22 protein-coding genes are annotated in these 26,002 nt (G+C 70.8%); 16 read left to right on the top strand and 6 right to left on the bottom strand.

What is annotated here, in order from left to right:
* The first annotated feature begins 80 nt into the window (after positions 1-80).
* From CU044_RS31975 to mutM, 4 genes are all read left to right on the top strand, one after another.
* On the top strand, positions 81-788 hold the full coding sequence (locus CU044_RS31975; RefSeq protein WP_129772226.1) for a DUF177 domain-containing protein: 708 nt from the start codon (positions 81-83) through the stop codon (positions 786-788).
* 2 nt (positions 789-790) lie between these two features.
* On the top strand, positions 791-964 hold the full coding sequence (rpmF, locus tag CU044_RS31970) for a 50S ribosomal protein L32 (RefSeq protein ID WP_003965982.1): 174 nt from the start codon (positions 791-793) through the stop codon (positions 962-964).
* Between the two features lie 19 nt (positions 965-983).
* On the top strand, positions 984-1,853 hold the full coding sequence (gene rnc, locus CU044_RS31965) for a ribonuclease III (RefSeq protein ID WP_129772225.1): 870 nt from the start codon (positions 984-986) through the stop codon (positions 1,851-1,853).
* Positions 1,854-1,948: 95 nt separating this feature from the next.
* Positions 1,949-2,809, top strand: coding sequence for a bifunctional DNA-formamidopyrimidine glycosylase/DNA-(apurinic or apyrimidinic site) lyase (mutM, locus tag CU044_RS31960; protein WP_129772224.1), 861 nt, complete (start codon positions 1,949-1,951; stop codon positions 2,807-2,809).
* Here the strand turns inward: mutM and CU044_RS31955 are convergent.
* Positions 2,782-3,150 carry a helix-turn-helix domain-containing protein gene (locus CU044_RS31955; RefSeq protein ID WP_129772223.1) on the bottom strand — a complete coding sequence of 123 codons (369 nt, stop codon included), beginning with the start codon at positions 3,148-3,150 and terminating at the stop codon, positions 2,782-2,784. The genes mutM and CU044_RS31955 overlap by 28 nt on opposite strands.
* Positions 3,151-3,244: 94 nt before the next feature.
* Positions 3,245-4,147 (bottom strand): CAP domain-containing protein, encoded by a 903-nt coding sequence (locus tag CU044_RS31950; protein ID WP_129772222.1) that lies wholly within the window; start codon positions 4,145-4,147, stop codon positions 3,245-3,247.
* Positions 4,148-4,281: 134 nt separating this feature from the next.
* Here CU044_RS31950 and CU044_RS31945 point away from each other — a divergent pair, with 134 nt between their 5' ends.
* The 4 genes from CU044_RS31945 to CU044_RS31925 all read left to right on the top strand — a co-directional run bounded on the left by CU044_RS31945 (position 4,282) and on the right by CU044_RS31925 (position 10,563).
* A complete protein-coding gene (locus CU044_RS31945) occupies positions 4,282-4,563 on the top strand; it encodes an acylphosphatase (RefSeq protein WP_129772221.1) in 282 nt (93 codons plus the stop codon).
* A gap of 381 nt (positions 4,564-4,944) precedes the next feature.
* Complete coding sequence (locus CU044_RS31935) at positions 4,945-5,163, top strand: hypothetical protein (protein WP_030351764.1); 219 nt, start codon at positions 4,945-4,947, stop codon at positions 5,161-5,163.
* Between the two features lie 199 nt (positions 5,164-5,362).
* The gene (locus CU044_RS31930; protein WP_129772220.1) at positions 5,363-9,016 is read left to right on the top strand and encodes an AAA family ATPase; all 3,654 of its coding nucleotides are present in this window, start codon (positions 5,363-5,365) and stop codon (positions 9,014-9,016) included.
* Positions 9,017-9,144: 128 nt separating this feature from the next.
* Positions 9,145-10,563 (top strand): sugar porter family MFS transporter, encoded by a 1,419-nt coding sequence (locus CU044_RS31925; protein ID WP_129772219.1) that lies wholly within the window; start codon positions 9,145-9,147, stop codon positions 10,561-10,563.
* 14 nt (positions 10,564-10,577) lie between these two features.
* On the opposite strand, the gene CU044_RS31920 is transcribed toward CU044_RS31925, so the two are convergent.
* On the bottom strand, positions 10,578-12,011 hold the full coding sequence (locus CU044_RS31920) for a cytosine permease (RefSeq protein WP_129772218.1): 1,434 nt from the start codon (positions 12,009-12,011) through the stop codon (positions 10,578-10,580).
* Positions 12,012-12,176: 165 nt separating this feature from the next.
* On the opposite strand from CU044_RS31920, the gene ftsY reads away from it, so the two are divergent.
* On the top strand, positions 12,177-13,391 hold the full coding sequence (gene ftsY / locus CU044_RS31915) for a signal recognition particle-docking protein FtsY (RefSeq protein ID WP_129772217.1): 1,215 nt from the start codon (positions 12,177-12,179) through the stop codon (positions 13,389-13,391).
* 202 nt (positions 13,392-13,593) lie between these two features.
* Here the strand turns inward: ftsY and CU044_RS31910 are convergent, their stop codons facing one another.
* On the bottom strand, positions 13,594-14,265 hold the full coding sequence (locus tag CU044_RS31910) for a bifunctional DNA primase/polymerase (protein WP_129772216.1): 672 nt from the start codon (positions 14,263-14,265) through the stop codon (positions 13,594-13,596).
* 428 nt (positions 14,266-14,693) lie between these two features.
* Between CU044_RS31910 and CU044_RS31905 the strand changes: the two genes are divergently transcribed.
* From CU044_RS31905 to CU044_RS31880, 6 genes are all read left to right on the top strand, one after another.
* A complete protein-coding gene (locus tag CU044_RS31905) occupies positions 14,694-16,172 on the top strand; it encodes a hypothetical protein (RefSeq protein WP_129772215.1) in 1,479 nt (492 codons plus the stop codon).
* A gap of 337 nt (positions 16,173-16,509) precedes the next feature.
* Positions 16,510-17,802: an ammonium transporter gene (locus CU044_RS31900; protein WP_129772214.1), complete on the top strand. Its 1,293-nt coding sequence runs from the start codon at positions 16,510-16,512 to the stop codon at positions 17,800-17,802.
* The gene (locus CU044_RS31895) at positions 17,799-18,137 is read left to right on the top strand and encodes a P-II family nitrogen regulator (RefSeq protein WP_078074856.1); all 339 of its coding nucleotides are present in this window, start codon (positions 17,799-17,801) and stop codon (positions 18,135-18,137) included. Before CU044_RS31900 ends, CU044_RS31895 begins: the two co-directional genes overlap by 4 nt.
* Positions 18,138-18,153: 16 nt before the next feature.
* Positions 18,154-20,619, top strand: a complete 2,466-nt coding sequence (locus CU044_RS31890; RefSeq protein WP_129772213.1) for a [protein-PII] uridylyltransferase — start codon at positions 18,154-18,156, stop codon at positions 20,617-20,619.
* Between the two features lie 156 nt (positions 20,620-20,775).
* Positions 20,776-22,314 carry a signal recognition particle protein gene (ffh, locus tag CU044_RS31885; protein ID WP_129772212.1) on the top strand — a complete coding sequence of 513 codons (1,539 nt, stop codon included), beginning with the start codon at positions 20,776-20,778 and terminating at the stop codon, positions 22,312-22,314.
* A 125-nt stretch (positions 22,315-22,439) separates the two neighbouring features.
* A complete protein-coding gene (locus CU044_RS31880; protein WP_129772211.1) occupies positions 22,440-23,186 on the top strand; it encodes a phosphotransferase in 747 nt (248 codons plus the stop codon).
* An 89-nt stretch (positions 23,187-23,275) separates the two neighbouring features.
* Here the strand turns inward: CU044_RS31880 and CU044_RS31875 are convergent, their stop codons facing one another.
* The gene (locus tag CU044_RS31875; RefSeq protein ID WP_129772210.1) at positions 23,276-24,160 is read right to left on the bottom strand and encodes an NAD(P)-binding domain-containing protein; all 885 of its coding nucleotides are present in this window, start codon (positions 24,158-24,160) and stop codon (positions 23,276-23,278) included.
* Positions 24,161-24,282: 122 nt separating this feature from the next.
* Between CU044_RS31875 and CU044_RS31870 the strand changes: the two genes are divergently transcribed.
* Entirely contained in the window at positions 24,283-24,660 is a 378-nt protein-coding gene (locus tag CU044_RS31870; protein WP_129772209.1) for a helix-turn-helix domain-containing protein, read from the top strand.
* Between the two features lie 46 nt (positions 24,661-24,706).
* Here the strand turns inward: CU044_RS31870 and CU044_RS31865 are convergent, their stop codons facing one another.
* Positions 24,707-25,996, bottom strand: a complete 1,290-nt coding sequence (locus CU044_RS31865; RefSeq protein ID WP_129772208.1) for a phosphopentomutase — start codon at positions 25,994-25,996, stop codon at positions 24,707-24,709.
* Positions 25,997-26,002 lie beyond the last annotated feature (6 nt).

The following is a 26,002-nucleotide window of genomic DNA, read 5'->3' as shown; positions in this document are numbered from 1 at the left end:
GTCTCCCCGAGGGGCCGGATTGGGCCTACGGCGGCCTGTCCAGTACCCTGGCTCTTCGGCCGCGTGTATGTCCGCGACCCATGCCGCCCGCTCGCCTCCGCGACGGTGGCGGCCCCCCTCACGATCCGAAAGCGGGAAAAGCCCTGAACGCGCGCCTCGACCACCGCGACCCCCTCGTGTTCGACACACACGAGCTGGGGCGGCGTCCTGGTGCGCTCCAGAAGCTGACCCGCTCGGTGCCCGCCCCCAAGGACTTCGGTATCGCGGGGGTGATCGGGACGCCCGAGAAGGCGCCCGTGGAACTGACCCTCCGCCTCGAATCCGTCATGGAGGGCGTGCTCGTCACGGGCACCGCCCGTGCGGCGGCCGAGGGGGAGTGCGTAAGGTGTCTGGAGCCGCTCAGCCAGGAAGTGGCGGCGGACTTCCAGGAGATGTTCTCGTACCACGACGCCGATGACCGGGGCCGCACCCGTGCGGAGCCGGCCGCTGACGCCGAGTACAGCGAGGACGACGACAGACTCTTCATCGAAGATGGCCTGTTCGACCTCGAACCGGTGCTGCGTGATGCGGTGGTGCTCGCACTGCCGATGCAGCCGGTGTGCCGGGAGACCTGTGCCGGTCTGTGTTCCACATGTGGGATCAGGCTGGACGAGAACCCGGACCACCACCACGACGCCGTCGACATCCGTTGGGCGGCACTGCAGGGACTCGCCGAGACCGTCAAGGACGGCGAGAAGGACAACATGGGCGGCGCCGAAGCGGGCGTCGACGAGAAGCAGGAGAAGTAGCCGTGGCTGTTCCGAAGCGGAAGATGTCGCGCAGCAACACGCGCCACCGCCGGTCGCAGTGGAAGGCTGCGGTCCCCACCCTGGTTTCGTGCGAGCGTTGCCAGGAGCCGAAGCTGCAGCACATCGCGTGCCCGAGCTGCGGCACCTATAACAAGCGCCAGGTCCTCGAGGTCTGAGCGGCTGGTGAGAGGCGCGATGTCTGAACTGTCCCATGCCAAGAAGCAGACAGACAATGTCAGCACAGCCTCGTCCCACACGCTTCTGGAAGGGCGGCTCGGGTATCAGCTCGAGACCGCCCTTCTGGTGCGTGCGCTGACCCATCGTTCGTACGCGTACGAGAACGGCGGTCTGCCCACCAACGAGCGGCTCGAATTCCTCGGGGATTCGGTGCTGGGCCTGGTGGTCACGGACACGCTGTACCGCACCCACCCCGATCTGCCCGAAGGCCAGCTGGCCAAGTTGCGGGCCGCGGTGGTCAACTCGCGTGCGCTTGCGGAAGTGGGCCGCGGCCTGGAACTCGGCTCCTTCATCCGGCTCGGCCGGGGCGAAGAGGGCACGGGCGGCCGGGACAAGGCGTCCATCCTCGCCGACACCCTCGAAGCGGTGATCGGCGCTGTCTATCTCGACCAGGGCCTCGACGCGGCGTCCGAGCTGGTGCACCGGCTCTTCGACCCGTTGATCGAGAAGTCCTCGAATCTCGGGGCCGGCCTGGACTGGAAGACCAGTCTCCAGGAGCTGACCGCGGCGGAGAGCCTCGGCGTGCCCGAGTATCTCGTCACGGAAACGGGCCCGGACCACGAGAAGACCTTCACTGCTGCCGCCCGCGTCGGTGGTGTCTCGTACGGCACCGGCACCGGCCGCAGCAAGAAGGAAGCGGAGCAGCAGGCGGCGGAGTCCGCCTGGCGGTCCATCCGGACCGCGGCGGACGAACGGGAGGCGGCGGGGAAGACCGACGCCGACGGCGACGTTGACGTGGAGGACGGCGTCGACGCCACGGCAGGAGAGGCCGCCGACACCTCTTCCGCCCCGTCGGAGCCGACTCCCGCGGACGCCGCCAACGCCTGAGCGTCCCTGCTCTCTCCTTCGGGTGCGCCCCTCGCGTCGTCGTACGGCGTGGGGGGCGCATCCCGTTCCGGCCCTTTCACCCCCAGGAGCGTCCCGTGCCCGAGCTGCCCGAGGTCGAAGTCGTCCGGCGTGGACTCGAACGCTGGGTCAGCGGCCGGACCATCGCCGCGACCGAGGTCCTGCATCCGCGCGCGGTACGGCGGCACACGGCCGGCGGCGAGGACTTCGCGGCCCAGCTCAAGGGGCACACCATCGGTACGGCACGGCGGCGCGGCAAGTACCTCTGGCTGCCCCTCGCCGACACGGACGCCTCGATCCTCGGCCATCTCGGGATGAGCGGCCAGCTGCTGGTCCAGCCCGAGAGCGCCCCCGACGAGAAGCATCTGCGCATCCGGATCCGCTTCGCCGACAGCCTCGCGACCGAGCTGCGCTTCGTCGACCAGCGAACCTTCGGCGGACTCTCCCTCCACGAGAACACCCCCGACGGACTGCCCGACGTCATCGCGCACATCGCCAGGGACCCGCTGGACCCGGCCTTCGACGACGCCGCCTTCCTCACCGCGCTGAAGCTGCGCCGTACGACGGTCAAGCGCGCCCTGCTCGACCAGTCGCTGATCAGCGGCGTCGGCAATATCTACGCGGACGAGGCGCTCTGGCGCAGCCGCCTCCACTACGAACGCCCCACGGCCACGCTGCCCCGGCCGCGCGCCGTCGAGCTGCTCGGTCATATACGGGACGTGATGAACGCGGCCCTCGACGTCGGCGGCACCAGCTTCGACAGCCTGTACGTCAATGTGAACGGCGAATCGGGGTACTTCGACAGGTCGCTCGACGCGTACGGACGTGAGGACGAGCCGTGCCGGCGCTGCGGCACACCGATACGCCGACGGCCCTGGATGAACCGGTCCAGCTACTTCTGCCCGCGCTGTCAGAGGGCTCCGCGCGTCGCGTCGTAGCGCTCGCGCGCCGAGATCACCTCGGGCATCCGCCCCTCCACCAGCTGGATCAGCCCGAGAAGCCGCTCGGCGACCTCCCGGCCCAGCGGCGTCAGCTCGTAATCCACCCACGGCGGATTGACCGGCCGCGCCTCGCGCACCACCAGACCGTCACGCTCCAGCGTGTGCAGGGTCTGGGAGAGCATTTTCTCGCTCACGCCGTCCACGCGCCGCCGCAGTTCGTTGAAGCGGAGGCGGCTCTCGTACAGGGCGCCGACCGTCAGGCTGCCCCAGCGGCCCGTCACATGCTCCAGCGTCGCGCGCGAGGGGCACTGCCGGGAGAAGACATCGAAGGCGTCCATGGCGGTGACTTTACAACCGAAAGCACCGTCCGGTAGATGGCGCTTTCGTCTGGTAAGTGAATCTCTCCGGGAATCCCTCCGGGGCGGGCCGGGCTCAGAAGCCGAAGTCCTGCGTCCACCACGGGCCGCCGGAGCCGGTGTGGACACCGACACCCAGCCGGGTGTAGTCGCAGTTCAATATGTTCGCGCGATGACCCTCGCTGTTCATCCACGAATCCATCACGGACTGGGCGCTGGCCTGCCCCCTGGCTATGTTCTCGCCGCCCAGGTTCTTGACGCCCGCGGTGTCGGCGCGGTCCCAGGGCGACTTGCCGTCCGGGTCCGTGTGGTCGAAGAACCCGCGCTCCGCCATGTCGTCACTGAAGTTCTGCGCCAGCCTGCCGAGCGAGGCATCGGCCCGCAGCGGGCTGCACCCCACCTTCGCGCGCTCCTTGTTGACCAGGGAGAGCACGGCCGCCTCGGAGGAACTGGAACCGGCGGCGGGCGCCTCCGCGGCGCGCTCGGTGGTCTGCTCGGGCGCCGGGGCCTCGCTGGAGCGGGCCGGTATCTCGGTCTTCGGCTTCGGCGGGGCCGCGGCGGGCTTCGTCTTCTTCTCCGGCCGCGCGGCCGGAGACTCGGTCGATTCCTTCGAAGGAGTGACGGACGGCTTCCGCGGAGTGGGCGAGGCGGACGCCGACGGCGGCTGGGTCCGCTCGGCGCCACGGCTCGGCGAGGCCGGGCTCTCCCGCGTCGGATCGGCGGACGAGCCGCCCTGCTGCTGAAGCTCCGGAGCACCCTCGGTACGTATCTGCCCGCCGTTGGCGCTGCCGCCGACCGTGAAGTGGTCGCCGCCGCCGGGCAGCAGGCCCGAGGCGACGGCTACGGCTCCTACGGCCATGGCGGCGGAGGCACCCAGCAGACCGGTGCGTACAGGGGTGGCGATCCGCCTCTTCCGGCGCGCACCGTCCACGTGGTCCTCGACGGGCGGGGCGGCGGCTGAGCGGCGGTGGCGTCCCATGTGCCTTCCTCATGCTCTCGACGGCAACGTGTCCGTGTCTCACCCGTACGAGTGAGACTATTGCGACGGGACTGTACGGCATGGTCTGCGGGGGCGCCGGGTACGTGAAGCAATCGGCCGGTTAGCTTGCGTGCATGAAAGACGACGTGCGACTGACGGCCTGGGTACGCGGCAGAGTGCAGGGAGTGGGCTTTCGCTGGTTCACCAGGGCAAACGCTCTGGAGATCGGCGGTCTCACCGGATTCGCCCTCAATCTGGACGACGGCAGGGTGCAGGTCGTCGCGGAGGGGCCACGTGAGAATTGCCACCGTCTGCTGGAATGGCTGCGCTCCGCCGACACACCCGGGCGTGTGGACGGAGTCACTGAGATCTGGGACACCCCGCGCGGCGGCTACGAGACCTTCGCGATCCGCTGAGATCGCGCCCTCGGGGGCGCCGCGAGAGGCCCCGGGAATGCCGATGGCACATGCGCGGGTCCGCGGTGACCTGGTGGTTGCCAAGAACCGCCAGTCGTGCCAGGCTGCCCGGACAGGGATGATCTCCACACTCCGGGGACCCCGTGGAAGAGCCGGCGCCGCACCCTTCGCGGGCGCCCGCCGCCGGGCCGCCCGCCCCTGCGGGCTGTGATCGTGTTGACCGTCAAACTTTTTGGTGAGACTCTGGAATCCCCGCGCACCTTAGCTGTTTGGCAGTAAGAACCGCAGTGAAGAACAAGCACTGCCAGGCACCGCGGGTGCGATTTCCCTCACGACCCACACCGCATTCGGTCGGTCACTCAGTGTGGAGGACCATTCATCATGGCAAAGGCGCTTCTCGGTTATGTCGGCGGTTCCGACCCGCGACTCCTCGCCGAGATGCGACGGCTCCAGCAGCGCGTCCAGGACCTCGAATCCGAACTCGTACGGATCCAGTCCGAGAACGACGTGCTGAACGCCGCCGTCGCACAGCACCCCGGAGAGTCGCTGCTCAATGGCATCGACATTGATGTACCCCAGGCGGAGCCCGCGCTCACCTGACAACAGCCCCCCTCGGGGTCGGGTGAGAAACACTCTCGCAAGATATGCAAGGGACGCTTCGGCGTCCCTTCTTTCTTTCCATCTTCCGCTGTACGAAGCATTGTTGGCGCTGCCACGCCTTTCTTAACGTCTGATGTGCCCTGCGCGTTCGGCGGTGAAACCGGCGAGGGACGATCGGAGCCGGGTAGAGTCCGGCGGCGTGCATCTCAAGGCCATGACCCTGCGCGGGTTCAAATCCTTCGCCTCCGCCACGACGCTGCGCTTCGAGCCGGGGATCACCTGCGTGGTGGGCCCGAACGGCTCGGGTAAGTCCAATGTCGTGGACGCGCTCTCCTGGGTCATGGGCGAGCAGGGAGCGAAATCACTGCGCGGCGGCAAGATGGAAGACGTGATCTTCGCCGGGACGACCGGACGCCCGCCGCTCGGCCGCGCCGAGGTCTCGCTGACCATCGACAACTCCGACGGTGCGCTGCCCATCGACTACGCGGAAGTCACCATTACGCGGATCATGTTCCGCAACGGCGGCAGCGAATACCAGCTCAACGGCGATACCTGCCGCCTGCTCGATATCCAGGAACTGCTGTCCGACAGCGGTATCGGCCGCGAGATGCATGTCATCGTCGGCCAGGGCCAGCTCGACTCCGTACTGCACGCCGACCCGATGGGACGCCGGGCGTTCATCGAGGAGGCCGCCGGAGTTCTCAAACACCGCAAGCGCAAGGAGAAGGCGCTGCGGAAGCTGGACTCGATGCAGGCGAACCTGGCGCGCGTCCAGGACCTCACCGACGAGCTGCGCCGCCAGCTCAAACCCCTCGGACGGCAGGCGGCGGTCGCCCGGCGGGCCGCCGTCATACAGGCGGATCTGCGCGACGCGCGGCTGCGGCTGCTCGCCGACGATCTGGTCAGGATGCGCGACGCGCTCCGTACGGAGATCGCGGACGAGGCCGAGCTGAAGCAGCGCAAGGAGGACGCCGAGGGCCGGCTCAAGGCCGCCCTGACCCGGGAAGCCGAGCTGGAGGACGAGGTGCGCCGGCTGGCGCCGCGCCTCCAGCGGGCCCAGCAGACCTGGTACGAACTGTCCCAGCTCGCCGAGCGCGTACGGGGCACGGTCTCGCTGGCCGACGCGCGGGTGAAGAGCGCGACCGCGGCCCCCACGGACGAGCGGCGCGGCCGCGACCCCGAGGACATGGAGCGCGAGGCCGCCCGCATCCGGGAGCAGGAGGCGGAACTGGAGGCCGCGCTGGAGGCGGCCGAGCACGCCCGCGAGGACACCGTCGCGCACCGCGCCGAGCTGGAACGGCAACTCGCCGCGGAGGAACGCCGGCTCAAGGACGCCGCACGGGCGATCGCCGACCGCCGCGAGGGCCTCGCCCGGCTGCACGGCCAGGTGAACGCCGCCCGCGGCCGGGCGGCTTCGGCCCAGGCCGAGATCGGCCGCCTCGCCGCGTCCCGTGACGAGGCGCGCGAGCGCGCGGTCACCGCCCAGGAGGAGTACGAACAGCTCAAGGCCGAGGTGGACGGCCTGGACGCCGAGGACCATGAACTGGGCGAACAGTACGACAGCGCCCGCGAAGCCCTGTCCGGGGCGGAGGCCGCGCTGACGGCGGCGCGCGAGGCCGCCACCACGGCCGAACGCGAACGCGCGGCCCTCGCGGCCCGCCACGAGGCGCTCGCCCTCGGCCTGCGCCGCAAGGACGGCACCGGCGCGCTGCTCGCCGCCCGTGAGGGCCTCTCCGGTCTGCTCGGCCCCGCCGCCGAACTGCTCACCGTCACCCCCGGATACGAGATCCCGGTGGCCGCGGCCCTCGGCGCCGCCGCGGACGCGATCGCCGTCGCCGGTCCGACAACGGCGGCCGAGGCCATCCGGCTGCTGCGCGCACGGGACGCGGGCCGCGCGGCCCTGCTGCTGGCCGGCCCTCCCGGTGAGGAGGAGCCCGGCCACCCGGTCCGCTCGGGGGCGGCCCCCGGCGTGCCCGGCCAGGCGGCGGCGGAGGGACGCGGTACGGACGCCACCGCCGACCGTTCCGTACGCACCGCGACCGCCGTCGGCGCCGTGCCGCACGTCATCGACCTGGTGAGCGGACCCGCCGAGCTGCTGGGCGCCGTACGCCGGCTCGTACGGGACACGGTGGTCGTCGGGACGCTGGAGGACGCCGAGGACCTGGTCGCCGCGCGCCCCTCGTTCACCGCCGTGACCGCCGAGGGCGATGTGCTCGGAGCGCACTTCGCGCACGGCGGCTCGGCGGGCGCGCCGAGCCTGCTGGAGGTACAGGCATCCGTCGACGAGGCCGCCGCCGACCTGGCGGAACTGGCCGTACGGTGCGAGGAACTGGCGGGCGCACAGCGCCGGGCCACCGAGCGGCGCGCCGAGTGCGCGGCACTGGTCGAGGACTTGGGGGAGCGGCGCAGGGCCGCCGACCGGGAGAAGTCCGCCGTGTCCGGACGGCTGGGACGGCTCTCCGGGCAGGCCCGCGCGGCGGCAGGCGAGGCCGAGCGTACGACCGCGGCCGCCGCCAAGGCCCAGGAGGCGCTGGAGCGCGCCACCGACGAGGCGGAGGAACTCGCGGAACGGCTGCTGGTCGCCGAGGAGGCCCCGGTCCAGGAGGAACCGGACACCTCCGTACGGGACCGGCTCGCCGCCGACGGCGCCAACGCCCGGCAGACCGAGATGGAGGCCCGGCTCCAGGTCCGCACCCACGAGGAGCGGGTGAAGGGGCTCGCGGGCCGGGCCGACGCGCTCGACCGGGGCGCGCGGGCCGAACGCGAGGCACGGGCCCGCGCGGAACAGCGGCGCGCGCGGCTGCGCCACGAGGCCCACGTGGCCGGGGCCGTGGCGGCCGGAGCCCGGCAGCTGCTGGCGCATGTGGAGGTGTCGGTCGTACGCGCCGAGGCCGACCGCGCCGCCGCCGAGGCGGCCAAGGCCGAGCGTGAACGCGAACTGGCCGCCGAACGCAACCAGGGCCGCGACCTCAAGGCCGAACTGGACAAGCTCACCGACTCCGTGCACCGGGGCGAGGTACTCGGCGCCGAGAAGCGGATGCGGATCGAGCAGCTGGAGGCCAGGGCCCTGGAGGAGCTGGGGGTGGAACCGGCCGGGCTGATCGCGGAGTACGGCCCCGATCAGCTCGTACCGCCGTCCCCGCCCGCCGAGGGCGAACAGCTGCCCGAGGACCCGGCGGATCCGCGCAACCAGCCCAGGCCGTATGTACGGGCCGAGCAGGAGAAGCGGCTCAAGGCGGCCGAACGGGCGCATCAGCAGCTCGGAAAGGTGAATCCGCTCGCCCTGGAGGAGTTCGCGGCGCTGGAGGAACGCCACAAGTTCCTCTCCGAGCAGCTCGAGGACCTGAAGAAGACCCGGGCGGATCTCCTGCTCGTGGTGAAGGAGGTCGACGAACGCGTCGAGCAGGTCTTCACCGAGGCGTACCGGGACACGGCGGAACAGTTCGAGGGGGTCTTCTCGCGGCTCTTCCCGGGCGGCGAGGGGCGGCTCATCCTCACCGACCCCGAGAACATGCTCACCACCGGGGTGGACGTGGAGGCCAGGCCGCCGGGCAAGAAGGTCAAGCGGCTGTCGCTGCTCTCCGGCGGCGAACGGTCCCTGACGGCGGTGGCGTTGCTGGTGTCGATCTTCAAGGCGCGGCCGAGCCCGTTCTATGTGATGGACGAGGTCGAGGCGGCGCTCGACGACACCAACCTCCAGCGGCTGATCCGCATCATGCAGGAGCTCCAGGAGAGCTCCCAGCTGATCGTGATCACGCATCAGAAGCGGACGATGGAGGTCGCGGACGCGCTGTACGGGGTCTCCATGCAGGGCGACGGGGTCTCCAAGGTCATCAGCCAGCGGCTGCGCTGACCCCGTATCACCTGCGGATCCGTGCCGGGCACGCGTACAAGTGGTGGCCGGGGGCAAGGTGTGACCCACTGGAAAGGCTCGCCCACCCCACGCCCGGCCGAGGCAGCCGGGCGGCACCAGGAGTACACGTGACCGACACAGCGCAGGTACCGCCGTCCGGAGGCCGCGCGGCCTCACCGGAACACCTCGGCCATGTCATCTTCATCACGGCCGCGGCCGCGATGGGCGGCTTCCTCTTCGGCTACGACAGCTCGGTGATCAACGGCGCCGTCGAAGCCATCAGGAGCAGATACGACATCGGCTCGGCGGCACTCGCGCAGGTCATCGCCATCGCCCTGATCGGCTGTGCGATCGGCGCCGCCACGGCGGGCCGGATCGCCGACCGGATCGGCCGCATCCGCTGTATGCAGATCTCCGCGGGCCTCTTCACCATCAGCGCCGTCGGGTCCGCGCTGCCGTTCGACATCTACGACCTGGCGGCGTGGCGGATCATCGGCGGCTTCGCGATCGGCATGGCGTCGGTGATCGGCCCCGCGTACATCGCCGAGGTCTCCCCGGCCGCCTACCGGGGCCGGCTCGGCTCCTTCCAGCAGGCCGCGATCGTGATCGGTATCGCCGTCTCCCAGCTGGTGAACTTCGGCATCCTCCAGCTCGCCGACGGCGACCAGCGCGGCAAGCTGCTGGGCCTGGAGGCCTGGCAGTGGATGCTCGGCGTGATGGTCGTCCCGGCGCTCCTGTACGGCCTGCTCTCCCTCGCGATCCCCGAGTCACCGCGCTATCTGATCTCCGTGGGCAAGGTGGACCGCGCCAAGAAGGTGCTCGCCGAGGTCGAGAACAAGGACGTCGATCTTGACGCCCGGGTCGCCGAGATCGACCACGCCATGCGCCGCGAGCACAAGTCGACCTTCAAGGACCTGAAGGGCAGCCGCTTCTACTTCCTGCCCATCGTGTGGGTCGGCATCGGACTGTCGATGTTCCAGCAGCTCGTCGGCATCAACGTCGCCTTCTACTACTCGGCGACGCTCTGGCAGTCGGTCGGCATCAACCCGTCCAGCTCGTTCTTCTACTCGTTCACCACGTCGATCGTGAACATCATCGGCACCGTGATCGCGATGGTCCTGGTGGACAAGGCCGGCCGGAAACCCCTCGCGCTCGTCGGCTCGTCGGGCATGGCCGTCGCGCTCGCCTTCGAGGCATGGGCGTTCTCCGCGCCGCTGGTGAACGGCAAGCTGCCGGCCACGGAGGGGACGGTCGCCCTGATCGCGGCCCATGTGTTCGTACTCTTCTTCGCGCTGTCCTGGGGCGTCGTCGTCTGGGTCTTCCTCGGCGAGATGTTCCCGAACAGGATCCGCGCCGCCGCGCTCGGTGTGGCGGCCTCGGCGCAGTGGATCGCCAACTGGGCCATCACCGCGAGCTTCCCGAGCCTCGCCGACTGGAACCTCTCGGGCACGTATGTCATCTACGCCTGCTTCGCCGTGCTCTCGATCCCGTTCGTGCTGCTGTTCGTGAAGGAGACGAAGGGCAGGACGCTCGAAGAGATGGGCTAAGGGCGGGACAGCCCTCAGACGGCCAGTCTCTCCTCCTCGGACCGCTCGCCGGCCGGGGCCGTGCTCCGGTCGCGCGGCAGGACGGCGTAGAGAGCCGCCGCCACGACGGTCGTGATGACCCAGCCCAGCCCGTTCTCCCCGGGCCAGGTCCCGGCGAGCGGGCCCGAGAACCAGTCCACTCCGGTGAACAGCAGCCCCACCACCAGCGCCGTGCCCCAGGCGGCCATCGCCGACCACGCGAAGCCGCCCCGGTACCAGTAGGCGCTGGTCCGCGTGGTGTCCATCAGTGCCGCGCCGTCGTACGTACGCCGCCGCAGCATGTCCACCCCGAAGACGCCGATCCACGCCGAGAACGCCACCGCGAGCAGCGTCAGGAACGAGATGAACGAGCCGATGAAGCTGGTGGCCACCACCATCAGCAGGAAGCCGAGGATCAGACTGATCACCGCGTTCACGCTGACCGCCCAGGCGCGCGGCACCTTGATGCCCAGGGTCTGCGCGGTGAAGCCCGCCGAATACATCGACATCGAGTTGATCAGCAACATACCGACCAGCGCGATCAGCAGATAGGGCACCGAGATCCAGGCGGGCAGCAGTTCGCCGATGAACGACACCGGGTCCTGCGCCTTGGCGAGACCCGGGGTGCCGACCGCCATCACCGCGCCCATCAGCACCATCGGGAGCACCACGATCCCCGCGCCGCCGACGGTCGAGCCGACCATCGCCCGGCCGGAGGCGGACCGGGGCAGATAACGCGTGAAGTCCGGGCCCGAGGGCACCCAGCTGATCCCGCCCGCCGCGACGGTCCCGATTCCCGCGATCATCATCGCCGTCGACCCCGCGGGCCGGCCGAAGACCGCGGACCAGTCCGTGTGGATCACCAGATACACCAGCACCAGCACGCTGAAGGCACCGAAGAGATACGTCGACCAGGTACTGCAGACCCGCAGCGCCTTGATGCCGAGTCCCGAGACCAGGAAGGTGCAGGCAACGAAGAGCAGCAACGTGATCACGATCAGCGGAGTGTTGCGCTTGACGCCGAAGAGCAAGTCGAGAACCGTCAGCACGGCATAGGCGCCGGTGACCGCGTTGATCGTCTCCCAGCCCCAGCGGGCGACCCAGATCAGCGTGCCGGGGAAGAGGTTCCCCCGCTGGCCGAAGACAGCCCGGGAGAGCGCCATACCCGGGGAGCCGCCGCGCTTCCCGGCGAGGGAGACCAGCCCCACGATGCCGTACGACACGACGGGCGCCGCGACGGCGACGGTCAGCACCTGCCAGAAGTTCAGACCGTTGAAGACGATCAGACCGGCGCCCATCGTGAGCAGCAGCACGCTAATGTTCGCCGCCACCCAGGTGGGGAAGAGTTGGCGGACATGGCCGGTGCGCTCGTCATCGGGGACGGGTTCCAGACCGCGGGTCTCCATGGCGCCTTCGGAGGCGTGGGGCATGAAGAGGCTCCGTACAGAGGTGGGGGGCCAGAGAGGGGAGTCCGGGCGAACCCAGAACCCCCAGCATCGTACGTTCAGCTCAAAAGGTCCAAATCATAACGAGGATCTTCGTGTGATCCTCTGAAGCCAGGGCCGGTCCCGGCCGTGGCCGATACTGGGAGCGTTATGGAAATCGTCATCCTTGTTGTAGTCATCGCCCTGGTCGCGGTCGGCCTGATCAGCGGGCTCGTGGTCGGCAGCCGCAAGAAGAAGAAGCTGCCGCCCGAGGCGCCGTCGAGCACGCCGACCCTCACAGCTCCTCCTGCCGAGCCACATGTCGGTGACGAGGCGGAGGCGCCGCACGACGAATCCCGCCGCACGATCGAGGAGGTCGGCCTCCCGGGCGCCACGGAGACGCCGGTCGCCGTCGAGGATCCGGTCGTCACCGAGCCGCCCGCGCCCGCGATCGAGATCCCCGAGCCGTCCGCCGGCCGGCTGATCCGGCTGCGCGCCCGGCTCGCCCGCTCGCAGAACTCCCTCGGCAAGGGACTGCTCACGCTGCTCTCGCGCGAGCACCTCGACGAGGAGACCTGGGAGGAGATCGAGGAGACCCTCCTCATCGCGGACGTCGGTGTCACGCCGACCCAGGAACTGGTCGAGCGGCTGCGCGAGCGGGTACGGGTCCTCGGCACGCGCACGCCGGAAGAACTGCGCACGCTCCTCAAGGAGGAGCTCGTCACCCTCCTCGACACGGACTTCGACCGCGCGGTGAAGACCGAGAGCGGCCTGGACACCCCGGCCGTCGTGATGGTCGTCGGCGTCAACGGCACCGGCAAGACCACGACCACCGGCAAGCTGGCACGCGTACTGATCGCGGACGGCCGCTCGGTCGTACTGGGCGCGGCGGACACGTTCCGCGCCGCCGCCGCCGACCAGCTCCAGACGTGGGGCGAGCGCGTCGGCGCGCGTACGGTACGAGGCCCCGAGGGCGGCGACCCCGCGTCGATCGCCTTCGACGCGGTCAAGGAGGGCATCGCGGAGGGCGCGGACGTCGTCCTCATCGACACGGCGGGCCGGCTGCACACCAAGACCGGGCTGATGGACGAGCTGGGCAAGGTCAAGCGGGTCGTGGAGAAGCACGGTCCGCTGGACGAGGTGCTGCTGGTCCTGGACGCCACGACGGGCCAGAACGGGCTGGTGCAGGCGCGGGTGTTCGCGGAGGTCGTGGACATCACGGGCATCGTCCTCACGAAGCTGGACGGCACGGCCAAGGGGGGCATCGTGATCGCGGTGCAGCGGGAGCTGGGGGTGCCGGTGAAGCTGGTGGGGCTGGGCGAGGGAGCGGACGACTTGGCCCCGTTCGAACCCGAGGCATTCGTGAACGCGCTGATCGGGGACTAGGGAGCGTTTCGGCGGGGGCCGGTTTCCGGGGTGCGGTCTCGTTGTCGTGGGCCGGGTGTCCCCCGGAAAGCGCAGCTTGCAGCCCCGGACGCGAGGCCGGAGCGCCACCCGGCAACAACGCGCACATGACCAACCGGCCCCAGCCGAAACGCACCCCGGACAACGCCCCCGCCGGAGGCGCACCGCCGGACGGCGACTCCCGTCAGGCCAGGCGGTGGCAGATGTACGCCAGCGTGCCCAGGAGCAGCCGCGCCGGTGGTGGTTCCGCCGCCGTGTCCAGGCAGGGCGGGCGCAGCCACCGCACCGGTCCCAGGCCCGCCACCTCCGACGGCGGCGCCATCACATACGCCCCCGGCCCCAGGCCGTGCAGGTCCAGGTCCGCGTCGTCCCAGCCCATCCGGTACAGCAGCTCCGGCAGTTCCGCCGCCGCGCCCGGTGCCACGAAGAAGTGGGCGCGGCCCGCCGGCGTCGCCATGACCGGGCCCAGCGGGAGCCCCATCCGTTCGAGCCGTACCAGGGCCCGGCTCCCCGCCGGTTCCGCCACGTCGATGATGTCGAAGCCGCGGCCCACCGGCAGCAGTACCGCCGCGCCCGGTGCCTCCGACCACGCCTTGGTGACATCGTCGAGGGTGGCGCCCGCCGACACCTCGGGGCTGAACGCCAGGGGATGGGAGCCCGGCGCCGCGCAGTCGGGCTCGCCGCAGGAGCACCGCTCGCCCGAGGCCCGTGCCGTGGGAACCGCCTCGGGAACGCCGGGAATCACGTCCCAGCCCCACAGGCCCGTGTACTCCGCCACCGTGGTGCACTCAGTGGTGCGGCCACGGCGGCGCGCGCCGGACCGCATCTCCCGGATGCCGCCGATCGTGAAGCCCATGCCCCCTCCAACGGGTCGAACTCGCCGGTGGTTACGTCTCGCAGTGTGCCCGTGACACTCCGTCGCCATCGGGGCGGTCGAGGCGGCGCGAAGTGGCATTGGGGGTAGTGGGACCGGATTCGCGCGCCCCGGCGTACAGCGCTTCGGTCCGCTCCGGTCGACGTGCGTCAAGTCAATCGCGCCCGGCCGGGGGCGAGTTCATTCGAAGGGGTGGCGAATGGTGGCGATTGTGGAATCACCCTCGCTGGGACAGTGATCGTAGGATTACTTTCAGTACACGAACCCGGGGCAGGACACTCCCGCGGGTATGCCAAGGGCAACTCGGTTTCCTGTTCGAAGGGGCGCAACCGGCGGACAGACACCCCGTGCTCGCGGCATTCTGATACCGGTTCGCGCGACAAGTGGCTTCAGCGGATGGGGGCGTTCCAGTGGGCGGCAGTGGCGCAGGCGGTACGCATACCGGCAAGCGCCCGAATGGGCAGCTCGGCTCGTGGTTCCTGCGCAGTGGCTGGTCGAAGGGCGAACTGGCGCGCCAGGTCAACCGCAGGGCACGTCAGATGGGCGCGCACCACATCAGCACGGACACCTCGCGGGTGCGCCGCTGGCTCGATGGCGAGCAGCCGCGCGAGCCGATCCCGCGCATCCTCGCCGAACTGTTCTCCGAGCGCTTCGGCGCCGTCGTCGCCGTCGAGGAGCTCGGGCTGCGCTCCGCGCATCAGTCGCCCTCGGTGTCCGGGGTCGATCTGCCCTGGGCGGGCCCGCAGACCGTCGCGCTGATCAGTGAGTTCTCCCGCAGCGATCTGATGCTGGCGCGGCGCGGCTTCCTCGGCACCTCACTGGCGCTGGCCGCCGGACCCGCGCTGGTGGAGCCCATGCAGCGCTGGCTGGTGCCCACGTCGGCGGGCGGCCAGGAGCAGCCCGACGAGCCCGTCGCCCCCCCGTCCCGCGCCGGCCGGCTCTCCGCGCCCGAGCTGGATCTGCTGGAGTCGACCACCGCGATGTTCCGGCTCTGGGACGCGCAGTGCGGCGGCGGACTCCGCCGCAAGGCGGTCGTCGGTCAGCTCCACGAGGTCACCGACCTGCTCCAGGAGCCTCAGCCCGAGGCCACCTCGCGACGGCTCTTCCGGTGCGCGGCGGAACTGGCCGAGCTGGCGGGGTGGATGAGTTACGACGTCGGCCTCCAGCCCAACGCCCAGAAGTACTTCGTCCTCGCCCTGCACGCCGCGAAGGAGGCCGGGGACAAGCCGCTCGGTTCGTACATCCTCTCGTCCATGAGCCGCCAGATGATCCATCTCGGCCGGCCCGACGACGCGCTGGAGCTGATCCATCTCGCGCAGTACGGCAGCCGCGACTGCGCCACCCCGCGGACCCAGGCCATGCTGTATGCGATGGAGGCGCGCGCGTACGCCAACATGGGGCAGCCGAGCAAGACGAAGCGGGCCGTCAGGATGGCCGAGGACACCTTCTCCGACGCCGGGGTCGACGGCGAGGTGGAGCCCGACTGGATCCGCTTCTTCTCCGAGGCCGAACTCAACGGCGAGAACGCCCACTCGTACCGCGACCTCGCCTACGTCGCCGGCCGCAGCCCCACCTACGCCTCCCTCGCCGAACCCGTCATGCGCCGCGCCGTCGACCTGTTCGCCCAGGACACCGACCACCAGCGGTCGTATGCGCTGAACCTCATCGGCCTGGCCACCGTCCATCTCCTCAAGAGGGAGCCCGAGCAGTCCACGGCCCTTGCGGAGAAGGCCCTCAAGGTGGCGGAGAGCGTCCGTTCCGAGCGGGTCAACACCCGGCTCCGCAAGACGCTCGACACCGCAGCCAGGGAGTTCGGCGACGTCACCGGTGTCGTCGATCTCACCGAGCGGCTCACCGCCCAGCTGCCCGAGTCCGCGGAGGCCGTCTGAGCGGCGGACGCCCCCGGCCACCGGCCGGACCCGCCCCACCGCCCCGCCGAAAGCCCCGGCCGCGGCAGTCACCCCGTACAGCCCGACACGGCTCCCCCGCCGCCAGGACACAGGGTGACCGCCGCGGCCGGTTTCCGATGTCCGCAGAGGGTATCCAGGCCGGCGGCCGGGATCCGCCGGTTCATCGGCACGTAACACGCAGGACGTCTTCGTCACTGCCGCGAAACATCGAGCGGCATTGGCCGAAACCGCGCTGCGCCAATCTCCTCAGCACAGTCGGCCCACACCTAGTTTGAGCATCCGCACGGGCCGTTCCGACCACGAGGAGACGCTGGCCTTGAATGGCGCAGATACCGCATTCGTATTGATCAGTGCCGCGCTCGTCATGCTGATGACGCCCGGCCTGGCATTCTTCTACGGCGGCATGGTGCGGGTGAAGAGCGCCCTCAACATGCTCATGATGTCCTTGATCTCGCTCGGGATCGTCGGCGTGCTGTGGGTGCTCTACGGGTACTCGCTGACCTTCGGTGACGACATCGGTGCCGGTCTGCTGGGCAACTTCGACCACATCGGCCTCAAGGGCATCACGGTCGACACCCTGACCGGCGGCACCGAAGGCATTCCGGTCTTCGCCTTCGCCCTCTTCCAGCTGATGTTCGCCGTCCTCACCCCCGCGCTGATGAGCGGTGCCCTCGCGGACCGTGTGAAGTTCAGCGCCTGGGCGCTGTTCATCGCGCTCTGGGTCTCCGTCGTGTACTTCCCGATCGCGCACTGGGTCTGGCAGTCCGACGGCTGGCTCTTCAAGCTCGGGGTGATCGACTTCGCCGGTGGTACGGCGGTCCACATCAACGCGGGTGTCGGAGCGCTCGCCGCGGTCCTCGTCGTCGGCAAGCGGATCGGATTCAAGAAGGACCCGATGCGGCCGCACAACCTGCCGCTCGTCGTCCTCGGCGCCGGACTGCTCTGGTTCGGCTGGTTCGGCTTCAACGCCGGATCGGCGCTGGCCGCCAACGGCACCGCCGCCCTCATGGCCTTCAACACGCAGATCGCCACCGGCGCCGCGATGCTCGGCTGGCTGATCTACGAGCGCATCCGGCACGGCGCGTTCACCACGCTGGGCGCCGCCTCCGGCGCCGTCGCGGGCCTCGTCGCGATCACCCCGTCCGGTGCGGCCGTCAACCCCTTCGGCGCCCTGCTCATCGGTGTCGTCGCCGGAGCGGTCTGCTCCTGGGCCGTCAGCCTCAAGTTCAAGCTGGGCTACGACGACTCCCTCGACGTGGTCGGCGTCCACCTCGTCGGCGGTGTCATCGGCACCCTGCTCGTGGGTGTCCTCGCCACCGGCGGGGTCGGCGGACTCTCGCAGCTGGGCAAGCAGGCCGTCGGTGCCTTCGCGGTGATGGCCTACTCCTTCGTGGTCTCCTGGATCCTCGCCAAGATCGTCGACGCGACGATCGGCTTCCGGGCCTCCGAGGACGACGAGACGAGCGGCGTCGACATGGCGTACCACGCCGAGTCCGCCTACGACTTCAGCGCGGTCGGGGGTTCGCCGTCGGGCCGTAGTAGCGTCGCCGCCGCCAGCCAGGCCGAGAACGCCGCCGTCGCGGCGAAGACCAAGAAGGTGGACGCATGAAGCTCATCACCGCAGTCGTGAAGCCACACCGGCTGGACGAGATCAAGGAGGCCCTGCAGGCCTTCGGCGTCCAGGGGCTCACGGTCACGGAGGCCAGTGGCTACGGCCGCCAGCGCGGCCACACCGAGGTCTACCGCGGTGCCGAGTACACCGTCGACCTCGTACCGAAGATCCGCATCGAGGTGCTGGTCGAGGACGGCGACGCCGAACAGCTCATCGAAGTGGTGGTCAAGGCCGCCCGCACCGGCAAGATCGGTGACGGGAAGGTATGGAGCGTGCCGGTCGACACGGCGGTCCGGGTACGGACCGGCGAGCGCGGCCCGGACGCACTCTAGAGATGGGAACGACTGGGTGACGAGCCTCGAAGAGATGACCGAACAGGCAGACTCGGGACCCAGCGGCTACGCGGCGGCCCGGCTGCGCCTCCTCCAGGAGAAGGCGCAGTCCGGGCCGCCGCGCCGTGCCGCCCTGGCCAGACTGACCGACGACTGGCTGAACGCGCTGTTCACCACCGCCGCCAGGGAAGCCGGGGTACGGGGCGCCGCGCTCGTCGCCGTCGGCGGCTACGGCCGCGGCGAACTGTCGCCGCGCAGCGACCTCGACCTGCTGCTCCTGCACGATGGCGCCTCCGGCCCCGCCGCGATCGCCGCACTCGCCGACCGCGTCTGGTACCCGGTGTGGGACCTCGGGCTCGCCCTCGACCACTCCGTACGCACCCCGGCCGAGGTGCGCAGGACCGCGGGCGAGGACCTCAAGGTGCAGCTCGGGCTGCTCGACGCCCGGCATGTCGCCGGGGACCTGGGCCTGGTCGGCGGCGTACGCACCGCGATCCTCGCCGACTGGCGCAACAGCGCCCTCAAACGCCTCCCCGAGCTGGACGAACTCTGCCGGGAGCGCGCCGAGCGCCAGGGCGAGCTCCAGTTCCTGCTGGAACCCGACCTCAAGGAGGCCAGGGGCGGACTGCGCGACGCCACCGCGCTGCGCGCCATCGCCGCTTCCTGGCTCGCCGACGCGCCCCGCGAAGGGCTCTACGAGGCCCGGCGCCGGCTCCTCGACGCCCGCGACGCCCTGCATCTGACCACCGGCCGCGCCACCGACCGGCTCGCCCTCCAGGAACAGGACCCGGTCGCCGCGGAACTCGGCCTGCTCGACGCCGACGCGCTGCTGCGGCAGGTGTACGAGGCGGCGCGCACCGTCTCGTACGCCTCCGACGTCACCTGGCGCGAGGTCAACCGCGTACTGCGCTCCCGGGCCGTGCGGCCCCGGCTGCGGGCCATGCTCGGCGCCAAGCCCGCCCCGGACCGCAGCCCGCTCGCCGAAGGCGTCGTCGAGCAGGACGGCGAGGTCGTCCTCGCCCGTACCGCCCGCCCGGAGCGCGACCTCGTGCTGCCCCTGCGGGCGGCGGCCGCCGCCGCCCAGGCCGGTCTGCCGATCTCGCTGCACGCCGTCCGCCGGCTGGCCGCCGCCTCGAAGCCGCTGCCCGTGCCCTGGCCCGCCGAGGCGCGCCAGGAACTGATCACCCTGCTCGGCGCCGGCGAGTCGACCGTCCCCGTCTGGGAGGCGCTGGAGGCCGAGGGCCTGATCAGCCAGTTCCTTCCCGACTGGGAGCGGGTCCGCTGCCGGCCGCAGCGCAACCCCGTCCACACCTGGACCGTCGACCGCCATCTCGTGGAGACCGCCGTCCAGGCGTCCTCGCTGACCCGCCGCGTGGGCCGCCCCGACCTGCTGCTGATCTGCGCCCTGCTGCACGACATCGGCAAGGGCTGGCCCGGCGACCACTCCGTGGCCGGCGAGGTCATCGCCCGCGACGTCGCCTCCCGGATCGGCTTCGACCGTGAGGACATGGGCGTCGTCGCCACGGTCGTACGCCACCACCTGCTGCTCATCGACACCGCGACCCGGCGCGACCTGGACGACCCCGCGACCGTCAGCGCGGTCGCCACCCGGGTCGGTTCGCTCGCCACCCTGGAACTGCTGCACGCCCTCACCGAGGCCGACGCGCTCGCCACCGGCCCCGCGGCCTGGTCGTCCTGGCGCGCCTCGCTCGTCGACGACCTCGTCGCGCGCGTGGCCGCCGTCCTCGCGGGCGACGCCGTCACCGAGCCGGAACCCGCCGCGCCCAGCGCCGAGCAGGAACGGCTGGCCGTCGAGGCGCTGCGCACCGGCGGTCCCGTACTGGCGCTGCACGCCCAGGCCGAGGCCCCGCAGGACGACGGCGAACCCGAACCCGTCGGCGTCGAACTGCTCATCGCGCTGCCCGACCAGCCGGGCGTCCTGCCCGCCGCGGCCGGGGTGCTCGCCCTGCACCGGCTGACCGTACGCGCCGCCGATCTGCGCGCCGTCGAGCTGCCCGCCGAGCTGGGCAAGGACGCGGGACGGAAGCAGACCACCGAGGTCCTGCTGCTGAGCTGGCGGGTGGCCGCCGAATACGGCTCCCTGCCGCAGGCCGCCCGGCTCCGCGCCGATCTCGTACGGGCCCTCGACGGCTCGCTCGACATCCCGTCCAGGCTCGCCGAGCGGGAGGCCGCGTATCCGCGCCGCCGGGGAGTCACGGCTCCGCCGCCCCGCGTGACCGTCGCGCCGACCGCCTCCCAGCTCGCGACGGTCATCGAGGTACGCGCCCAGGACGCACCGGGGCTGCTGCACCGCATCGGCCGCGCCCTGGAGGAGGCGAGGGTACGGGTGCGCAGCGCGCATGTGTCGACGCTGGGCGCCAACGCGGTCGACGCGTTCTATGTCACGAACGAGCGGGGCCGGCCGCTGCCCGAGAAGGCCGCCGCCGAGCTGGCCGGCGCCGTGGAGGCCGCGCTGCGCTGACGTCGCGGCCGGGGGCTCGGCCGAACGGCCGAGCCCCCACAGGGCAGACCGCACCGCGCGCGGCCGGATACCCTGGGGAACGGTCTGTCCTTCATAGCGCGAAGCTGTAGGGGACAGCCCCCTCATCCGCCCCCGACCTGAGGATCCGCGACCGCCGTGTTCGACACTCTCTCCGACCGCCTCGCAGCCACATTCAAGAGCCTCCGGGGCAAAGGGCGCCTCAGCCCGGAGGACATCGACGCCACGGCACGCGAGATCCGTATCGCCCTGCTCGAAGCCGACGTGGCGCTGCCCGTCGTCCGCGCCTTCATCGCCAAGGTCAAGGAGCGCGCGGCCGGCGCCGAGGTCTCCCAGGCGCTGAACCCGGCGCAGCAGGTCATCAAGATCGTCAACGAGGAGCTCATCGGCATCCTCGGCGGCGAGACCCGCGTCCTGCGCTTCGCCAAGCAGCCGCCCACCGTGATCATGCTCGCGGGTCTCCAGGGCGCCGGTAAGACCACCCTCGCCGGAAAGCTCGGCCTCTGGCTCAAGGGCCAGGGCCACACCCCGCTGCTCGTCGCCTGTGACCTCCAGCGCCCCAACGCCGTCACCCAGCTCTCCGTGGTCGCCGACCGCGCGGGCGTCTCGGTGTACGCGCCCGAGCCGGGCAACGGGGTCGGCGACCCGGTCAAGGTCGCCAAGGACTCCGTCGAGTACGCGAGGACCAAGCAGCACGACGTCGTGATCGTCGACACCGCGGGCCGCCTCGGCATCGACGAGGAGCTGATGAAGCAGGCCGCGGACATCCGCGACGCCGTCAGCCCCGACGAGGTCCTCTTCGTCGTCGACGCGATGATCGGGCAGGACGCGGTCAACACCGCCGAAGCCTTCCGTGACGGTGTCGGCTTCGACGGCGTGGTCCTCTCCAAGCTCGACGGCGACGCCCGCGGCGGCGCGGCCCTCTCCATCGCGCACGTCACCGGCAAGCAGATCATGTTCGCCTCGAACGGCGAGAAGCTGGACGAGTTCGACGCGTTCCACCCGGACCGTATGGCGTCCCGCATCCTCGACATGGGTGACCTGCTCACCCTCATCGAGCAGGCGGAGAAGACGTTCAGCCAGGCCGAGGCCGAGAAGATGGCCTCCAAGCTGGCGAGCAGCAAGGGCAAGGACTTCACGCTCGACGACTTCCTGGCGCAGATGGAACAGGTCAGGAAGATGGGCAGCATCAGCAAGCTGCTCGGCATGCTCCCGGGCATGGGGCAGATCAAGGACCAGATCAACAGCATCAACGAGAAGGACGTGGACCGCACCGCCGCGATCATCAAGTCGATGACCCCGGGGGAGCGTCAGGACCCGGTCATCATCAACGGCTCACGCCGGGCTCGGATCGCACGGGGTTCCGGCGTCGAGGTCAGCGCCGTGAAGAACCTCGTGGAGCGGTTCTTCGACGCCCGCAAGATGATGTCGAAGATGGCGCAGGGCGGCGGGATGCCGGGGATGCCGGGCATTCCGGGGATGGGCGGCGGGCCCGGCCGTGCGAAGAAGAAGACGAAGCAGGCGAAGGGCAAGCAGCGGTCGGGCAACCCGATGAAGCGCAAGGCCGAGGAACAGGCGGCGCTGGCGCGCCGGGAAGAGGCGGCGAACGGCCTGCCGGCCGGGGGGCAGGACAAGTCGTTCGAACTCCCGGACGAGTTCAAGAAGTTCATGAGCTGACCCCTGGGCGGGGCGCGGTGCGTCTCCGGCGGGGTGCGGGACGGTGCCGCCGCCTCGCCCCGCCCGCCCTCGCACGCGGTAAAACCCGGCGACGTCGGCGATCATCCCCGGGATACTGGTCGCCCATGGATGAGGTCACAGTCGTTGTCGCCCATTCCGAGCGCGCGACCCTGCGCGTCGGCGATGTGTTCCTGAAGGTGGACGCCGATCAGGCGCGCATCGACGTCGAGATCGAGGCGATGTCCCTCGCGCCGGTCCCGACCCCGGAGGTCCTGTGGCGCAAGCCGCCCGTGCTCGCGATCGCCGCACTCCCGGGGACGACGGTCGGGCGCCTCGGCGGGCCGTCGACCGGGTCGTCGGCGGCGTGGGCCGCGGCGGGCGCCGCCATCCGGAGGCTGCACGACGCGCCGCTGCCGCCCCGGCCCGGCCGGGCCGGCCGGAGCATCGTCGCGCTGGCGGCGGAACTCGACGACGAGTGCGAGTCGCTCGTGACGAACGGCTTCCTGCCCGCCGACCTGGTCGCCCGCAACCGCCAGGTCGCCGAGGCCGCGCTCCGGCCGTGGACTCCGGCGTTCACGCACGGCGACCTGCAGGTCGCGCACGTCTTCGTCGACGGCGACGAGGTCACGGGCATCATCGACTGGTCCGAGGCGGGCCAGGGCGATGCCCTGTACGACCTCGCCACCTTCACGCTCGGACACGAGGAGCACCTCGGTGACGTCGTCGCCGGCTACGGCACCGACGTCGACCTCGACGTGATCCACGCGTGGTGGTCGTTGCGAAGCCTGCTGGCAGTTCGCTGGCTGACCGAGCACGGCTTCGACCCGTTCGCGCCGGGCTGTGAGGTCGACGTCCTGAGATCCCGGATGTGAGGCCGCGCGGGCCCGAATGCCACGCATGCGTTCTGACGCCCGGACAACTGACACCCCGTCGTTCCCGGAGGTCCGGAAACCTCCTTTTGTCAGGAGTTGTCAGCCGGTTGCTTGATGCTCTCGATGATTCGGGCGAAGCCTTCCTCTCCATGGCCCGCATCGATCTGGCGTTGGACGAGCCGCTGCACCATGGCCACTGCCTCGGTGCTGATGCCCTGGTCGGAGCTGGCGGCCAGGAGGTCACCGAGGTTGGAGAAGCCGAGGCTCTGCTGCCCTTCGACGGTGTAGTCCCCGCCGTCGATGACCGCGGCGAACCCTTCGAAGGCGCCGGTCATGGCGGTCAGCCACGGTGCGGCCTTGGCGGCGAACTCGCCCGCCGTCACGCCGGCCGGCGCGACCATGGCGGCGCCGTGCATGAATCCGGCGAACATGACGTACATGCCCGCGAGCAGGGCGAGGTCGTACAGGGACGCCAGCCCGGCGTCCTCACCGAAGTAGGTACTGGTTCCCCACAGGTCGAGCAGCGGCTTGTACCGATGGAAGACATCGGCCGAACCGCTGTAGAGGATCGATGCCCCAGGCCCGCCGATCATGTGCGGTACGGCCATGATGCCGCCGTCCAGATACGCGACCCCCGCTTGGGCGGCCCAGCGGGCCAACTCCCGTGACTGAGCGGGTGACGTCGTGGTCATGTTGACCAGGGTTCGTCCGGCCAGTTCGCCGGAGAGCGGATCGAGCACCTCATGGACCGACGCGTGGTCCAGCAGGCAGACGATCAGCAGTCGGCCGGCCCGGACCGCGTCGCCGGCCGTGTCGGCGGCCTTGGCGCCCTGCGCGACGAGGCCGTCCGCCTTCCCCGGTGAGCGGTTCCAGCATGTGGTCGCGTATCCGGCCTTCACCAGGGCGCCCGCGAGAGCGCTGCCCATGGCCCCCAGCCCGAGAACACTCACCTGAACGCTGTTGTCGGTTGTCATTTTTCGGCTCTCCCCCTCGTGTTCGTCCTTCGGCTCGATCCTCTCCGCAGCCAGTAGGGTTGACCAGTACGGACTAATTAGTCGGGTACTCACCCGTGAGTAAGTACCTCCTGGGGGGGCGGATGGCAGCGTCAGCGCGACGTGGTCCCTATTTCTGTGGCATCGACGCGGCGATGGACGTGGTCGCCGGCAAGTGGAAGTCGCTCATCCTCTGGGAACTGCACCACTACGGGACCCGCCGGTTCGCCGAGCTTCGACGCGGTCTGCCGGGTGTCAGCGAGAAGATGCTGATCCAGCATCTGCGGGAGATGGAAGAAGACGGACTCGTGCACCGTGAGGTGTACCGCGAGGTGCCGCCGAAGGTCGAGTACTCCCTGACGGAGCACGGCGTCTCGCTCAACGCCGCCCTTGCCTCCTTGGGAGAATGGGGCACCGAACGCATACGGCGGATCGGGGCCGAAAAGGTCTTCGGCGACGTTGCCGCCACAGCTCGGCCGTAGAAGTAGAGGCGGATGGGCCGGAGCGCGGACACAGGTCTCCCGGCGATCACGGAGCGTCGCACCATGGCGTCCCGGGCGCGAGCCCCGGAGCGCCACCCGGCGGCAACCCGCACGAGGAAACCGGCCCAGGCCCCGGCACCTGGAGGGACCCGCGCACACCGCGGCGAAGCCACGCCCACGCATCCGCTCCCACCGACGCCAGCGTCCCCGCGTCCGCCCGTAGTTCCGGGCCCGCGCCGTCAGGGCTGTACGTCAGGACCGGGACGTATTCGCGCGTGTGGTACGCGTGGCCGATCGTCGGGTCGTTGCCGTGGTCGCCCGTCACCGTCAGCCGGTCGCCCGCCCCGGACAGCAGCCCGAGCAGCGCCGACAGCCCCGCGTCGGTCTGTTCCAGGATCCGGCCGTAGCGGTCGGTGTCCTGCTGGTGTCCGGCGAGGTCCGTCTCCTGGACGTTGGCGACGACGAGCCCGTCGCCGGGGGCGCGTACCGCCTCCAGCGTGTGGGTCAGGACCTCCGCCGTCCCGACAGCCGGCCGCCGTACGGCGGCATCGCACGCCAGGATGTCCGCCGCCTTGCCGACGAGCGTCACCGGGATGCCCGCGCGGGCCGCCAGGTCCGGGAGCCGGCGGGTGTGGTCGATGTCCGCGCCCAGGTGCTGGACTTCGAGTCCGCCGTTGCGGTAGAAGCCGCTGGCCGGGGTGTCCAGGCCGACCGTGCCGCCGTCCCCGTCGCGTACGTACGTGCTGAGAGGCCCGTCCGCGTGGCCGCCGACCGCGATGACGCGGGCGACGGGTGCCACGGTCCGTACCGTACGGGCGATCGCGAGGATCCGGTCGAAGGGCAGGTCGTCCAGGCGGCCGGAGGCGTTCCAGTTGATGCCAGGGTCGGCCTCCAGGTTGTCGTGGACCAGGACCGCGCCGTCGACCAGGAGCAGCGGCCGGCCGTCGAGCGGTTCGGCACGGTGGCCGGCCGCGGACAGGGCCGAGATCACCTCGGGGAGGTGGTCGGCCAGCCGGGCCACCGTGACGCGGCTGAAGTCCGCGCCCATCATGGTCTGGTGGCCCGCGTATGTGTCCGCCCCCGGGTAGCCGAGCGCGGCGCGGCCCGCCGTCACCGGCAGCCGGGTGGACCGGGCCAGGTCGGGATGCGGATGGACGAGGCCGAGGCCCAGCTGTCCCAGCGCGGGCAGCCGCAGCGGGCGGCCCAGGGACGCGCGGCAGCGGTCCAGTACGTGCCCGCAGGTGTCGGCCGCGGCATCGCCCGGACGCAGCGCGCCCGCGTCCGGCATCGCGCCGATCCCGAATCCGTCGATGACGAGGATGACGGTCTTGCTCACGGTGGC

Source organism: Streptomyces sp. L-9-10, assembly GCF_004151105.1.
Classification (GTDB): domain Bacteria; phylum Actinomycetota; class Actinomycetes; order Streptomycetales; family Streptomycetaceae; genus Streptomyces.
The sequence above is the reverse complement of the archived record's forward strand: the minus strand, read 5'-3'. Positions and strand labels throughout refer to the sequence as shown.